This window comes from Schaalia cardiffensis, from assembly GCF_016405145.1.
GTDB classification, from domain to species: Bacteria; Actinomycetota; Actinomycetes; order Actinomycetales; family Actinomycetaceae; genus Pauljensenia; species Pauljensenia cardiffensis.
Map to the genome: position 1 here is coordinate 239,770 of NZ_JAEKIA010000001.1, position 14,868 is coordinate 254,637.

The following is a 14,868-nucleotide window of genomic DNA, read 5'->3' on the forward strand; positions in this document are numbered from 1 at the left end:
CTCGACTTTCCAGCAGGATCCTAAAGAAAACTCTGGTGCGCGAGATGGGACTCGAACCCACACGTCAAAGACACTGGAACCTAAATCCAGCGCGTCTGCCAATTCCGCCACTCGCGCGCCCGCCAAGTCTACGGGAAAGAGAGAAGAAACGCGGATTCGAGGCATGGGGCTTCGGCCTCCACGAGAGGCGCTGAGCAAAAGGCCAGGTTCTCAACCTCCAGAGTGCTGCATGCTCAGCCCACAGGCCGCTCAGTTCACACCAAGAGACACCCCACAGGCTGCTCCGTTCACCTCAGGCCATCTTTCCACGGTTCCTTTGCCCGCAGCGCTGCGGCCCCTCACGCTTTCTCGTTCCCAGGACGCACCCCCAGCCCCGTGACGCGCACCCCAGCCACCGGACGCGCGCACCCACCCCCGGGACGCACCAACTCAGCCCCGGGATGCGCGAAGGATCGTCCCCTCGCCGAGAACACGGCTGCCGCGGTAGATCACCATGGATTGTCCAGCGGCGACCCCTCGGATCGGCTCGGCAAGGGTAACGAGGATTCCACCCTCTACGCCCATGACTCGCGCCGCCTCGCGATCCTCGTGGATAAGCCCAGACACTGCCGCGGGCACTCCATGAGCGCGCACCTGAACGAAAAGATTCGTGCACTCCTCAGCCATGTCATCCTCAGCGAGCCAGACGACATCATTGGCCTCAATGCGTTCAACCGAGAGCAACTGCGCTGCCCCCACAATCACTTGATTCGTGTCGGGGCGCGTCTCAATGACGTAGCGCGGGCGCCCATCGGCCGCTGGGTTCTCCAGGCGAAGGCCTTTGCGTTGGCCGACAGTGAAGTTCCAGTAGCCATCGTGGTGCCCCACAAGCTCACCCTCGGAAGTCACAATGTCACCGGGTGCGGAGCCCAGGCGGGCTCGGAGGAAGCCTTGAGTATCCCCATCGGGGATGAAACAGATGTCATAACTATCAGGCTTGTTCGACACCCCAAGTCCTCGCGCCTCAGCCTCCGCGCGTACCTCGGCCTTCGTCGCCACCCCACCCAGAAGGAGAATCACCCTGGACAGCTCTTCACGTCCCATGACGGCAAGAACATAGGACTGATCCTTGAGAGGATCTGCCCCACGATGCAGTTCAAGTCCCGACTCGCCTTCGCGGATCGAGGCGTAGTGGCCGGTACACACCGCGTCAAAACCAAGAGCGCGAGCCCGCTGGGCGAGCTCACGGAACTTCACAAACTCATTGCAGCGCACACAGGGGTTGGGCGTGCGCCCGAGCGCGTACTGTTCGACGAAGTCCGCAATGACACGCTCTTCGAAATCTTCAGCGAGATCCCACACGTAGAAGGGGATCCCCATGACTTCTGCGGCACGCGCCGCATCTGCCGCATCCTCGAGAGAGCAGCAGCCGCGCGATCCAATCCGGCACTCCTGAGGCTGTGATGACAGGGCCATGTGGACGCCAACGACCTCGTGGCCGGCGTCCACGGCTCTGGCGGCTGCGACCGCGGAATCGACTCCGCCGGACAAGGCTGCGAGAACTCGCATCAGCTCTCCTTCATATTCGAGTCGATCATGGGAGTACCTGCAAGGCGGGCGCCTCGAGCTGAGGCGGAGCGCCGATCAGCCCTGCGGGTCTCGCGCGCATCGAGGGCCTGGCCTGCCCGGATCGCCTGCGGCAGTGCGCGAAGAAAAGCATCAATGTCCTCGATCGTGGTATCCATGCCCGTCGATACCCTCACAACGCCGAGCGCCTCGGCTTCAGTGGCCCCCATCGCGAGGAGCATCTGTGAAGGCCGAGTGACTCCCGCGTGGCAGGCCGAACCCGCAGACACACTAATCCCGGCGGCATCCATCGCCATGAGCACCGCCTCAGGGTGCCAGGTGTCCAGACTTAAGTGAATGATCGAGGGTAGCGCATTGGCCGGGTCGACGCTCGGGCGAGCATTCTCGGGCAGCCCCGCCAGCAGGTGAGTACGCAAGTGGAGCGCATGACGATACGCCTCCTCGCGCTGCGCGAGTGTGTCCTCCAGGGCTGCGGCGAGGGCGACGGCTCCCGCAACATCGGGCGTGCCCGAACGGATGCCCCGCTCATGGCCGCCTCCTGGACGGTCCGTCACGGGCTTCATTGCGCGGCGCACCAAGAGGATTCCCGTCCCCACAGGGGCTCCGATCTTATGTCCTCCAAAAGAAGCGAGGTCCACGCCCAGGGAGGCGAAATCGAAGGGGAGCAGGCTCAGCGCCTGAGCCGCGTCCGTGTGGATGAGGGGCCGGTCTGTGCTTAGGCCTGCCCCGCCCAATGCGTCGACGAGGCCTGCCACGGCTTGGATCGTCCCAAGTTCGGAGCACACGCTCACAAGGGATACAAGCGCTAAACGATCCGCCATTGCCTCCAGGTACTCGGGGTCACAATCGACGAGGCCGGAGCTGCCAAGCGGGAGAAGCTCAAGGGCGAAGCCCTCCCTGACAAGGACGTCACTTTGCTCCTTGACCGCATCGTGTTCAAGGGCAGAGAGCAGGACAGTGGAGCGCCGGGGGTCGCCACAGCGCGCTAGGCGGGCACCGCCCACGACTGCGAGGGCATTAGACTCCGTCGCGCCGGAAGTGAAAACGACCTCGCTGCGATGAACGCCCAGGGCCGCGCCAATGCGTTCGCGAGCGTCTTCGAGCATACGACGAGCCCGGCGTCCCCCCGCGTGGAGGGATGCCGGGTTGCCGGGGCTTTCAGCCAAGTCGCGCTGCGTCCTCGTCCATGCTTCGAGGGCCGAGGGGCGCAGCGGGCATGTGGCCGCGTAGTCGAGGTAGTGCGTCAGTTCTCCTCGCGAGCGGCTCGGATCGCTTCAAGGGCCTGGGGAACAACTTCGAAAAGGTCCCCGACGACACCGAAGTCGGCGATCTCGAAGATCGGAGCATCCGGGTCATCGCAGACGGCGACGATATGGCCGGAAGATTGCATGCCGACGGTGTGGTGGATCGCGCCAGACACGCCAAGCCCGATGTACAGGTTCGGAGAAACGGACACACCCGTCTGACCGATCTGAAGGGTTCGCGACGCCCAGCCCTCGTCGCAGACGACACGGGTCGCACCGATGGCGGCTCCGAGCTCATCGGCGAGGGACTCGACGATATCCATTTCACCATTTGTTCCGCGTCCCGCGACAACGACGGTCGAGGCCTCACTCAAGGAGACTCGGCCCGAACCCGCTTGAACACTCGAGGAGAGGACCTCCACGGCAAGAGCCTCCCGAGAGGGCGTCACCTGGATTTCTTCGATTGCGGCAGCCACGGGCTCTTGAGCGGGAGTCTCATCGAAGGATCCCGGGCGGACCGCCGCGACCGGGAGCACGCCGGACACCAGCAGTCGGTTCGACCAGGAGCCCGCCAAGGCTGTGGTCGTCGCGATCAGGGAATCGTCCTCGACCTCAAGGTCGGTGGCGTCTGCGACAACCCCGGAGTCCATCAGTGTCGCAATGCGCGAGGCGACCTCTCGACCGCGGTAGGTGGACACGACGAGGAAAGCGCCGAAGTCCTGCGCCTCAAGAGCCGCGATGACGGCGTCGGCAACGCAGGCGCTCACCCGGGGAGCGGATTCGCCGATGGAGGGCACGAGGACCCGTGACACACCGAGGCGGCCCAGGGCCTCAAGATCTGCGTTCTTCGTCAGGGAAAGGACGATCACACCCGCATCGCTCAGAGTACGGGCGTGGGAGACAAGCTGAGCCGAAGCCGGGGACAGGCTCCACCCCTCAGCATCGGAACCGGAGTGATCAACGAGGACGAGGATCGGACGGGACAGACTCTTGCTCATGTCACTTCACCACTTCAAGGAGGTAGGCGGCCAGACGCGCACCCGCGTCACCGGAGTCCGGGATGATCGTTCCGGCGCTCTCGCGGACGACTTCATCGGTTTTGAGGACCTCAATCACGCGGGGACGCCCCTCGATGAGCGCACCTGCGGGGGTGGAAGCGAGTTCTGCGAGGTCCATGTGATCCATCGGCTTCTTGCGCGCTGCCTTCATTGCCGCGAAAGCCGGGTAGCGGGGCTCGTTGATCTGGTCTGTTACCGACACGACCAGGGGCATCTGGGCGGCCAACTCGTCGTCGTAGCCATCGACTGTGCGCCCGATCGTGACTCGGCTCGAAGCCGGGTCGACCTCGATCGAATGAGCGAGGCCCAAAAGGGGCATTCCCAGGCGCGTTGCGAGGGCCGCCGGGAGCATAGAGGTCATTGAGTCGAGGGATGCCATGCCAGTGACGACCAGGTCGATTCCCCCGTCCTCGTTGATCCTCTGGATCGCTGCCGCGAGTGCGAGGGCGGTCAGGCCCGCGTCGGCGCCGACGAGGCGCTCATCGGTGACGAGGACGGCGCGGTCTGCTCCCATCTGGAGGGCCCTCATGAGGGCGTCTTCAGCGTCTTCGGGGCCCATGGTGAGGGCGATGACCTCGCCGCCGTGTTCTTCGACGAGTTGGACTGCCGCTTCGACGGCGTTCTCGTCGAGTTCGTTGAGGACGTCATCCTCACCGCGCACGAGGCGGCCTTCTTCGAATCGACGCTCGGACTGGGTGTCCGGGACGTGCTTCACGCAGACGATGATTCTCATAGGGACAAGCGTGCCATATGAGCGCACAAAGGCCCTTTGTCAGGGGGCTCGCATGGGGATTCCCACATTAAGGGGTGTGCTTTGGGGGCGTTCTCGTGTATTCCCCGCTCTCTCGGCATACCCTGGATTGCGTTGAGGGGCGCAGCCTTCGCATCTCGCCAAGATTCGAGGAAATCGCAGGCTGAGAGCGCCTGATGAGGAGCATGAGGAGAAGCAACGATGACTCGCGGTCATTCACACGGCCATCATTCCACCGTGGTGCAGGTGAGCGACCCGAATCCGGTTCCCGGTCGTTTGGGCATCACCCGCCGCGGCAATGGTCTCGATGTCGCCGTCGTCGCAAGGGCCGCCACCACAGTGGAGTTCTGCGTCATTGAACCCGAAGGCTCAGAAACCCGCTATCGTCTACTCCCCTCGAATGAGGGCATCTGGCACGGGCATATCGAGGGCCGCGGAACGGGAACACGCTACGGTTTCCGCGTTCATGGTCCCTGGGACCCGGACTCGGGGCTCTTCCACAATCCGGCGAAGCTTCTTCTCGACCCTTACGCGAGAGGGCTCGAGGGCACCGTCGACATGGTGCCTGCGGTGTACGCGCATATGGTGGACGAGGACCTGTATCCCACTCATCACCCTTTCAAACGCTCCCCTCTTGATTCGCGCGGTCATGTCCCCTACTCGGTCGTCGTCGATAATCGTTTCGCGGTCGCACCCAAACCCCGTATTCCTTGGGAGAAGACGATCCTCTACGAGATCCACGTCAAGGGGTTCACGAAGAATATGCCCGGCATCCCGCCGGAGCTTCAGGGGACCTACGCGGGTCTCGCTCATCCCGTGTGCGTGGCCTATCTCAAGGAACTCGGTATTACCTCGATTGAACTCCTGCCGATCCATGCGAAATGTGAAGAGCCCTTCCTCTCTGAGCGAGGGCTGACGAACTATTGGGGTTATTCGACTCTGTCTTTCTTTGCCCCCGAGCCCTCCTACGCGACTCGCGCCGCGCAGATCAATGGCGCGCAGGCGGTTGTCGACGAGTTCCGCGGCATGGTGTCGATCCTCCACCAGGCCGGTATTGAGGTCATCCTCGATGTCGTCTACAACCACACCTGCGAGGGCGGGGACGGCGGCCTCTCCCTGTGCTGGCGCGGTTTGGATTCGGATCTGTACTACCGCCATACCAACACTCACCCGGTTCAAAACATTGACGACACGGGCTGCGGTAACACGATGAACGTCGACGAGCCGAGGACAATCGCGATGGTCCTCGACTCTTTGCGCTACTGGACGACTTCGATGGGCGTTGACGGCTTCCGCTTCGACCTGGCGGCGACCTTGGGGCGTTTCTCGACGGGGTTCAGCCCGATGCATCCTCTCCTCGTCGGAATGGCGACGGACCCGGAGATTTCGACCTCGAAACTCATCGCCGAGCCTTGGGACATTGGGCCGGGGGGCTGGCAGACGGGCAATTTCCCGGTCCCCTTCTCCGAGTGGAACGACCACTACCGCGGCGTACTGCGCAGCTTTTGGCTTTCGGATGTTCAAGCCCTGGTCGACGGGCGCAGGGCCTCGGGTCCGAATAACCTGGCGACCCGGCTCGCAGGTTCGCGCGACGTGTACGACCACGGTGTCGGCGTTGGTCGTGGGCCTCGTGCCTCGATCAACTTCGTGACGGCCCATGACGGTTTCACCCTTGCGGATCTCACTGCGTACAACGTGAAGCACAATTGGGCGAATCTCGAAGGCAACCGGGATGGTTCGGATGACAATCGTTCGTGGAACCACGGCATCGAAGGTCCGGTGACCTCGCGCGAGAGGGCGACCATCGCGGGCGCCTCCTCGGAGGCCGAGGACGGGCGGGCGCTAACTTTCCGTCGCCGCAGGCGCACGCAGCGCAATCTGCTCACGACTCTTCTCTTGTCCTCGGGGACTCCGATGCTGGTGGGCGGAGACGAGTTCGCCCGCACCCAAAACGGCAATAACAACGCGTATTGCCAGGATTCGCCGATCTCCTGGGTAGATTGGGACCTCACTGCTGAGCAGATTGACCAAAAGGAGTGGACGAAGTGGCTGATCGCCCTTCGCCTGACGCATCCGGTTTTGCGCCCCAGTATTTTCGCGACGGGAATGCCCTTCCCCGGTGACACGATTCCCGACCTGTCCTGGTACACGGCTTCGGGTGCGCCCATGCCTTCTGAAGGATGGTCGAAGGAAGAGAACCGGGTCTTCCAGATGCTGCGCTCGGGTGCGAGTTGGCACGACCGCGATGCTCTGCTGATTGTGAATGGGACTTTGGAAACCGCCGAGGTCACACCCCCTGAGGGCCACGGTTTCGACTGGCTCCTCACGGTGGACACCGCTTGGCCTAACCTTGACGAGGCTTTGCCAAAGGGGATCGAGGCCGCACAACTGAGTCTCGATTTGAAGCAGGTCGCCAGCGGAGAGGCTTTTGAACTCGCCCCTGTCTCTGTCCGCCTGCTCATGTCCGATGTGAGCTATTCGCCTCGGCGTTGACTCCCCGCTGAGACACGCCCTTTTTCTTCGGCCCTGGGCATCGTCGTGTCTCTTCCCTTGTTTTTCTCCCCTCCCCCGATCTTGAGGACAAGAGGCAGCGCCCCTTGACGCTCGAAGCTGCTCGCCTTTGCCCTCCCCACCTTGAGGATGGGAAGTGTTTGTGCTCGCGATAAGATCTGCCCATGACGACCAGTGAAGACGCACTCGCAAACTCCACGTCTGACGCCTCGCTCGCGCGTTCAAAAGAACGCTCAGCCCAAATTGATCTCGCGATCGATGAAGATCCTTCACGTTTCAGGATCCTCACGGGCGACCGTCCGACTGGACACCTGCACCTCGGCCATTACTTCGGTACTTTGCGCAATAGGGTTCTCCTGCAGGACCGGGGCGTCGAAACCTGGGTCCTCATTGCCGACTACCAGGTGATCACCGACCGTGATGGCGTCGGCCCGATCCGTGAGCGCGTGCTCAGCCTCATCGCCGACTACCTTGCTGCGGGTATCGACCCGAAGCATTCAACGATCTTCAACCACTCCGCCGTCCCCGCGCTTAATCAGCTCATGCTGCCTTTCCTCTCCCTCGTGACGGAGTCGGAACTGCACCGCAATCCGACGGTGAAGTCCGAGCTTGAGGCGAGTGATGGTCGGGCCATGTCGGGCCTCATGCTCACCTACCCGGTCCATCAGGCTGCCGACATCTTGTTCTGCAAGGCGAATCTCGTGCCCGTGGGTCAAGACCAGCTGCCCCACCTTGAGCAGGCGCGCCTCATCGCTCAGCGCTTCGACAAGCGCTATGGCCGGGCAACCCCTGAGCGCCCGGTCTTCCCACGCCCCGAGGCACTCTTGTCTGAGGTTCCCCTCCTTTTGGGCACGGATGGCCTGAAGATGTCGAAGTCTCGCGGGAACACTATCGAACTCGGTATGAGTGCCGATGAGACAGCGAAGATGTTGAAGAAGGCGAAGACTGACGCGGAACGCATGATCACTTACGATCCGAAGAATCGCCCTGAGGTTTCGAATCTGCTCATGCTCGCCTCCCTGGCGAGCGGCCAAGATCCTCTTGTCATCGCAGATTCAATCGGCGATCGGGGGGCCGGTGCTTTGAAAGCCCTCGTCACCGAGTTCCTCAACGAGATGCTCGCCCCTATACGGGCCCGCCGCGCCGAACTCATCGCGAACGAGGACTACCTGCTGGAGATCCTCCATGAGGGCAATGAGCGCGCGAATGCCCAAGCTGATGAGACTCTCCTCGAGGTTCGCCAAGCCATGCAGATGAACTACTGACTCTCTTCGTTTCAGGAGGAGAAAGACTGCTCGTCAGTGAGGGTGTTCTTGGCGATGTGAGGACACCCTCACCATGGTTTTCCCAAAGCTTGTTCAGCTTCGCTAGTTCTTGCCGGAAAGTCGAAGGCCTTTCCTCCTCCCGTCTGCGCATGCCCCCAACTCCGATACACGGGCCGAGATCGGAGCGTTTTCCTCCTCATGCTTGCGTATGCCCCCTGAGCGTTTCGGGCGTGGAATCTGAGCTGGAGGCAATTGCCCATGAAGGGCACGAAGGAACACTCTCTTCGCTAACCTGGTGACGTGAGTGACAATCTTTTGCCCCGTATCCCCGTTACCGAGCTCTTCCCCGTCGTCGAGGGCGGCTGTATTCCAGCCAAGGCGACCGAGAACGAGCCCTTCCCCATCCGGGCCACCGTCTTTCGTGAGGGCCACGACGCCTACGCCGCTGAAGCAGTGCTCATCGACCCGAAAGGCAAGGAGCACTCTCGTGCTCCTATGAGCGACATCGCTCCAGGACTCGACCGCTACGAAGCCTGGGTGATGCCCGATCGACCGGGGGACTGGGGCTTTCGGGTAGACTCCTGGTCCGACCCTTATGCGACCTGGCGTCACGACGCGGCCATCAAAGTGGATGCGGGGGTCGACGTTGATCTCATGCTCGAAGAGGGTGCTCGTCTCTTCGAACGCGCCATCACCGGAACTGCAATTCTCAATCCAACCCAAGAGCCCCTCTCACCTGAGGAAACGGCTGTCTTGGAAGACGCAGCTGCTCATCTTCGAGATTCTTCCCGCTCACCCCAGCAGCGCTTATCCGCAGGCTTGTCCTCCCGCGTGCGCGCGGTGTTCCGCGCTCACCCTGTGCGCGACCTCATCGGCTCTTCACGCACCTATCCTCTTCAAGTCGCCCGCTCCCGAGCACTCAGCGGCGCCTGGTACGAGATCTTCCCCCGTTCGGCCGGCGCCTTCCAGCGCCCCGACGGCACCTGGGTCTCCGGCACTTTGAAGACCGCCGCCACTGAGCTCGAACGCATCGCCGATATGGGCTTCGACGTCGTCTACCTGACTCCGATCCACCCGATCGGCGTGACAAACCGCAAGGGGAAAAACAACACCCTCGTCGCACTCGAAGGCGACCCCGGTTCCCCCTATGGCATCGGCGCCGAAGCCGGAGGACACGACGCGATCCACCCCGAGCTCGGAGATTTCAATGACTTCGACGCTTTCGTCGATCGTGCCCGCTCCCTGGGCATGGAAGTCGCCCTCGACTTGGCGCTCCAGTGCTCACCGGATCATCCCTGGGTGAAGTCCCACCCCGAGTGGTTCACAACCCGCGCCGACGGATCCATCGCCTTTGCGGAGAACCCCCCGAAGAAGTACCAGGACATCTACCCCCTGAACTTCGACAACGACTACCCGGGAATCTACGCCGCGGTCCGAGAGGTCCTGGAGGTCTGGATCTCTCATGGCGTCACGATCTTCCGCGTCGACAACCCGCACACGAAGCCCGTGCGCTTCTGGCAAGAGATCATCGCCGATGTGAAGAGGACGCACCCGAACATCATCTTCTTGGCTGAGGCTTTCACCCGTCCTGCGATGATGCGCACCCTCGGCGCGGTCGGTTTCGACCAGTCCTACACGTATTTCGCGTGGCGCACAACGAAAGACGAGATCGAATCCTACTTGGACGAGCTCGCTCACGAGACCGCCCACGTCCTGCGACCGACTTTCTGGCCGACGACGCACGACATTCTCACCGCCCAGATGACGACAGGTGGAACGGCGATCTTCGCAATCCGCGCTTTGCTCGCCGCCCTCGGCTCGCCGAACTGGGGGATCTACTCGGGTTACGAGTTCATTGAGAACGTCCAGCGCCCCGGTTTCGAAGAGCAGAACGACAATGAGAAGTACGAGTTCCGCCCGAGGAAGTGGGAGGAGGCCGAATCGATCGGCATTACGAAGCTCTTCACCCTCCTCAACGCTGCGAGGGCGAAGCATCCGGCCTTGCGCCAGCTGCACTCCTTGAAGATCCATCCGACCTCACACCCGGGGATCATATGCTTCTCCAAGCAAGTCCCCGCCCGTTTCACCGAGTCCGGACAGCCCGACACCGTCATCTGCGTCGTTTCTCTCGACCCGCATCAGGGCGTGTCGGGAACGGTTGAGATCGATGTGTCTTCCCTCGGAGTTGACGCGCCCGGCGGCCTGTTCAAGGTCGTGGATGAACTCGATGGTCGCACCTACACCTGGGGCGCGAACAATTGGGTGGACCTCTCCCCCGTTACGCGCCTGGGTCATGTCTTCTCGGTCGAACCAGCGACGGATTTCGATCCGTGGACGAGCGGACACTGAACGCCGCTGATTCCGCTTCATCCGAGCTCTCCACCGGCTTGGCCCCTGATTTTTCTGTCAGGGGCCAAGCCCCGTTTCTTTTCAGGGCTCTTCCTCTGCTCCGCACCGAGACGCACGATCGCTCTTTCAGTGATTCTTCTTGAAGATGATGTGTCGCGCCGCTCACACGAAGGAGCGTGACGTGCGACAATTAGTCCCATGGATACGGATATGACTCCCATCCCCGTTGACGACGGCGTCCTCGACGCGATCGGCTCCGGGTCTCATTACATGCCCCACTCCGTTCTCGGAGCTCACCTCGGCAATGGTTCCGTGACGGTTCGCACGGTTCACCACCTTGCCGATGCCGTCGACATCGTCACCGCTGACGAGTCATATCCGGCAACGCACGAACGCTGCGGCGTGTGGGTCGTGGTCCTCCCCCTTGAGGAGATCCCCGACTACCGCGTGCGCGTCACCTACGGCGATCAGATCACCCTCCTCGACGACCCTTACCACTATCTGCCGACCCTGGGCGAGATGGACACCTACCTCATTTCCGAGGGACGTCACGAGCAGCTCTGGAAGGTTCTCGGCGCCCACGTCAAGACCTTCCAAGGAACCATGGGCGAGGTCGAAGGCGTGGCCTTCGCCGTGTGGGCACCGAATGCTCGTGCTGTCCGCGTCGTCGGCGATTTCAATTTCTGGGATGGCAGTGCAACTGCGATGCGTTCCCTCGGCTCTTCTGGAGTCTGGGAGATCTTCATCCCCGGAGTGAAGGTCGGCGCCCGATACAAGTACGAGATCCAAGGACCCGGCGGCGACTGGTTCCAAAAGGCTGATCCGCTCGCACGCGCCACTGAGATTCCCCCGGCCACTGCCTCCGTCGTCACCGACTACTTCCATGAGTGGAGCGATGACGAGTGGATGGCCAAGCGCGCGCAAAGCTCCGTGCACACCGGCCCGATGTCGATCTACGAAATCCACGCGGGATCGTGGAAGCAGGGCCTGGGATACCGCGGACTCGCCGATGAACTCGTCCCCTACCTCAAGGAGATGGGCTTCACCCACGTCGAGTTCATGCCCCTCGCCGAGCACCCCTTCGGAGGATCCTGGGGCTACCAGGTCACTTCCTACTATGCGCCGACTTCGCGTTTCGGCACTCCCGACGACTTCCGCTACCTCGTTGATGAACTCCACAAGGCCGGGATCGGCGTCATCCTCGACTGGGTGCCCGCCCACTTCCCGAAGGATGATTGGGCGCTCGCCCGTTTCGACGGCACTCCCCTGTACGAGGACCCGGATCCCCTGCGCGGGGAGCACCCGGACTGGGGTACCTACGTTTTCAACTTCGGTCGACGCGAAGTCCGTAACTTCCTCGTCGCGAATGCCTTGTACTGGCTTGAGGACTTCCACATCGACGGGCTGCGCGTCGACGCCGTCGCCTCCATGCTCTACCTCGATTACTCGCGCAAGGACGGCCAATGGCGTCCGAACCAGTACGGAGGCCGCGAGAACCTGGAGGCGATCGAGTTCCTCCAGGAGGCGAATGCGACCGCCTACCTGCGTCACCCGGGCATCGTGATGATCGCCGAAGAGTCGACCGCATGGCCAGGAGTCACCGCACCGACCAGTGGTGGGGGCCTGGGTTTTGGCATGAAGTGGAACATGGGCTGGATGAACGACACCCTGCGCTACCTGTCCGAAGACCCGGTCAACCGGCGCTGGCACCACGGGGAACTCACCTTCTCCCTCGTGTACGCCTTCTCTGAGAACTATGTTCTGCCCCTCTCCCACGATGAGGTCGTGCACGGTAAAGGGACCCTCGTTGAGAAGATGCCGGGTGATGACTGGCAGCGTTTTGCAGGCCTTCGCGCCCTTTTCGCCTACCAGTGGTCGCATCCGGGCAAGCAGCTCGTTTTCATGGGCCAGGAGATCGCTCAGCGTCAGGAGTGGAACGAGTCCTACTCCCTCGACTGGTGGCTCACGGACTTCGAAGGACATGCGGGCGTGCAGCGTCTTGTCGCTGAACTCAACCGGATCTACACGAAGAACTCGGCGTTCTGGGATGACGATTACACCGGTTTCGAGTGGATTGACGCCTCCGATGGCGATCACAATCTCATCTCCTACCTGCGCAAGGGACAGAGGAGTGGTTCTGATCAGCCCGTTGTCGTGTGCGCCGCGAACTTCGCCGGAAACCCGCATGAGGGCTACCGGATCGGCCTGCCCTTCGGCGGCGAATGGACGGAGATCCTCAACACCGATGCAGAGGACTTCGGAGGCTCTGGAGTGACGAACCCGGGAACGATCATCGCCGAGCCGATCCCGTGGAACGGACGCCCCTACTCGGTCGAGTTGCGCATCCCACCCCTCGGTGTTCTCTGGCTCTCTCCCGCTGACGCGGCGAACTGATCTGTTCGACTCTCGTGGTGCCCCGGCCAATGGTCGGGGCACCGCTTCGTGCAGGCCGTGGATGAGATCGATGAAGCTGTGCGCTTGCGTACCGCTGTAATCCCTCCCGCATCCAGGATGCCCGAGCTCAGCCTCTTCTTATCTCTTCGACAACTCGTCGATTCACTCCCCCTTTCAGCCTCGATCACTTCCCCGTTCGCGCCTTGCTCAAGCCGCTACCGGAAACGCTTCCAATGAGGGATGATGGAGGAATGGTCCCCCTCAACTCAGCACACGAATGGCCCAGCGAATCCGAACTCCTCAGTCTCCTCCTCAAGTGGATGCCTGAACGTCGATGGTTCCCTTTGAAGGGAAACGCCGTTCCCACGCTCGAAGAGCTGTCAATCGCCGTCGAGGTTCAGCTCGCCTGGAATGTCAAAGATCTCCTGATCGCAGCCAAACGCCCCAATGAGGATGCGCCAGTTTTCATCCATGTTCCCCTCGTCCTGGCTGCCGCCGAGGACCTCGATTCTTTCGCCTCCCCGGGAGAGTCGGCGGGCACATGGGGTTTCGTCATCCCGGGTTCCTCCTCCGCCCTCGTCGATGGACCCCATCACCCCGACTTTTGGCGGGCCTGGGCCCACGCCGCCCTCGAAGCCGGAAGCGTCATGGGCGCAGGAGCAGAAGCAATCTCGTCTCGCGCAGATTCGGGCAGGGTCATGACCGGGGAACAGTCCAATACGAATGTCGTCATGCCCTCTCCCCATGACCGTTCAGACGGCTGTGATTCCGATATTGTCGTTAAGCTCTTCCGTGTTCTCGCCCCCGGACGCAACCCGGATGTTGAAGTCTCTGCGGCCCTTGCGGGCGAGGGCTGGGACCGTGTGCGCACCCCCGTCGCCTGGTCCACTCTCAGCTGGGAAGACCCCCTCACCCATCTTCCGGTCCTCTCCGATTCGGCGGTTGCCTGCGTCTTCATCCCGAAGGCCGACGATGGTTTCGAATTGTTCTGCGAGCTTGCACATACCGATGACGTGGATGGTCCCATTCGTGCTCGAGCGCGCGCTCTCGCCCGAGAATTGGGTGAAACGAGTGCTCAGATGCACGTGTACATTCAAAAGGCCCTCGGTACTGCCACGCCCTCTTCACCCCGTGAACTCGCAGCATCGCTTCGTTCTCGCGCCCGTTGGGCGATCGACGAGGTCGGAGAACTCGAGGCCCGAATCGAGGGCCTGAGACAGCGGGTCGAAGAGGTCCTTTCCAAGTTGGACACGCTTGATTGCCTGGAGCCCGCGAGCCGTATTCACGGCGATTATCACCTCGGGCAGGTCCTGCGTGAAAAGGAGGTTCCCGAAGGGGCTCAGGAGCGCTGGTTCGTCTTGGATTTCGAGGGCGAGCCTTTGCGTCCCCTCGCCGAGCGTTCAATGCCGGACCAGCCGATGCGCGATGTCGCCGGTATGCTCCGCTCCTTCGACTATGCCGCAGCCGTGGGGAAAGCAGCAGATCCCACGTGGCTTTCTCAAATGCGCCATTCCTTCCTCGAGGGCTACACCCAGGCCTCATCGCCGCTCAACGAGGAGCAGTCCCGAACCCGCACAATCCTGCTGGAGGCTCTCGAACTCGATAAGGCCCTCTACGAGGCCGTCTACGAGGCGAGGAACCGTCCCGATTGGTTGGCGATCCCCCTGGAGGGGATCAGCGCCCTCCTCGGCTGAAGAAGAGGTGAAGGGGCTGCCCGAAAACGGGCAGCC

General features: G+C 62.2%; 9 protein-coding genes and 1 tRNA gene. 5 read left to right on the forward strand and 5 right to left on the reverse strand.

The features are described 5' to 3' along the window. Positions 1-33 precede the first annotated feature (33 nt). From JFX23_RS01095 to JFX23_RS01115, 5 genes are all read right to left on the reverse strand, one after another. A tRNA-Leu gene (locus JFX23_RS01095) sits at positions 34-117 on the reverse strand. Positions 118-429: 312 nt separating this feature from the next. Continuing rightward, positions 430-1,548: a tRNA 2-thiouridine(34) synthase MnmA gene (mnmA, locus tag JFX23_RS01100; RefSeq protein ID WP_198775155.1), complete on the reverse strand. Its 1,119-nt coding sequence runs from the start codon at positions 1,546-1,548 to the stop codon at positions 430-432. Next, positions 1,548-2,813 (reverse strand): cysteine desulfurase family protein, encoded by a 1,266-nt coding sequence (locus JFX23_RS01105; protein ID WP_233050456.1) that lies wholly within the window; start codon positions 2,811-2,813, stop codon positions 1,548-1,550. The genes mnmA and JFX23_RS01105 overlap by 1 nt, the downstream gene beginning before the upstream one ends. Beyond that, positions 2,810-3,808, reverse strand: a complete 999-nt coding sequence (locus tag JFX23_RS01110; protein WP_198775158.1) for an electron transfer flavoprotein subunit alpha/FixB family protein — start codon at positions 3,806-3,808, stop codon at positions 2,810-2,812. The genes JFX23_RS01105 and JFX23_RS01110 overlap by 4 nt, the downstream gene beginning before the upstream one ends. A gap of 1 nt (position 3,809) precedes the next feature. Beyond that, a complete protein-coding gene (locus JFX23_RS01115) occupies positions 3,810-4,601 on the reverse strand; it encodes an electron transfer flavoprotein subunit beta/FixA family protein (protein ID WP_198775161.1) in 792 nt (263 codons plus the stop codon). A 219-nt stretch (positions 4,602-4,820) separates the two neighbouring features. On the opposite strand from JFX23_RS01115, the gene glgX reads away from it, so the two are divergent. The 5 genes from glgX (at position 4,821) to JFX23_RS01140 (ending at position 14,832) form a co-directional block, all read left to right on the forward strand. After that, the gene (glgX, locus tag JFX23_RS01120; RefSeq protein WP_198775170.1) at positions 4,821-7,112 is read left to right on the forward strand and encodes a glycogen debranching protein GlgX; all 2,292 of its coding nucleotides are present in this window, start codon (positions 4,821-4,823) and stop codon (positions 7,110-7,112) included. A gap of 182 nt (positions 7,113-7,294) precedes the next feature. Then, on the forward strand, positions 7,295-8,395 hold the full coding sequence (trpS, locus tag JFX23_RS01125) for a tryptophan--tRNA ligase (protein WP_005964289.1): 1,101 nt from the start codon (positions 7,295-7,297) through the stop codon (positions 8,393-8,395). A 300-nt stretch (positions 8,396-8,695) separates the two neighbouring features. Next, positions 8,696-10,744 (forward strand): maltotransferase domain-containing protein, encoded by a 2,049-nt coding sequence (locus JFX23_RS01130; RefSeq protein WP_005964290.1) that lies wholly within the window; start codon positions 8,696-8,698, stop codon positions 10,742-10,744. Positions 10,745-10,942: 198 nt separating this feature from the next. Continuing rightward, positions 10,943-13,138 (forward strand): 1,4-alpha-glucan branching protein GlgB, encoded by a 2,196-nt coding sequence (gene glgB / locus JFX23_RS01135; RefSeq protein WP_198775179.1) that lies wholly within the window; start codon positions 10,943-10,945, stop codon positions 13,136-13,138. Positions 13,139-13,389: 251 nt separating this feature from the next. Further along, the gene (locus JFX23_RS01140; protein ID WP_233050418.1) at positions 13,390-14,832 is read left to right on the forward strand and encodes a phosphotransferase; all 1,443 of its coding nucleotides are present in this window, start codon (positions 13,390-13,392) and stop codon (positions 14,830-14,832) included. Positions 14,833-14,868 lie beyond the last annotated feature (36 nt).

Excerpts from the sequence above, each read along its gene's own strand:
- mnmA (WP_198775155.1), bottom strand. The coding sequence starts at position 1,548 with ATGCGAGTTCTCGCAGCCTTGTCCGGCGGAGTCGATTCCGCGGTCGCA.
- JFX23_RS01110 (WP_198775158.1), bottom strand. The coding sequence starts at position 3,808 with ATGAGCAAGAGTCTGTCCCGTCCGATCCTCGTCCTCGTTGATCACTCC.
- JFX23_RS01115 (WP_198775161.1), bottom strand. The coding sequence starts at position 4,601 with ATGAGAATCATCGTCTGCGTGAAGCACGTCCCGGACACCCAGTCCGAG.
- glgX (WP_198775170.1), top strand. The coding sequence starts at position 4,821 with ATGACTCGCGGTCATTCACACGGCCATCATTCCACCGTGGTGCAGGTG.
- trpS (WP_005964289.1), top strand. The coding sequence starts at position 7,295 with ATGACGACCAGTGAAGACGCACTCGCAAACTCCACGTCTGACGCCTCG.
- glgB (WP_198775179.1), top strand. The coding sequence starts at position 10,943 with ATGGATACGGATATGACTCCCATCCCCGTTGACGACGGCGTCCTCGAC.
- JFX23_RS01140 (WP_233050418.1), top strand. The coding sequence starts at position 13,390 with ATGGTCCCCCTCAACTCAGCACACGAATGGCCCAGCGAATCCGAACTC.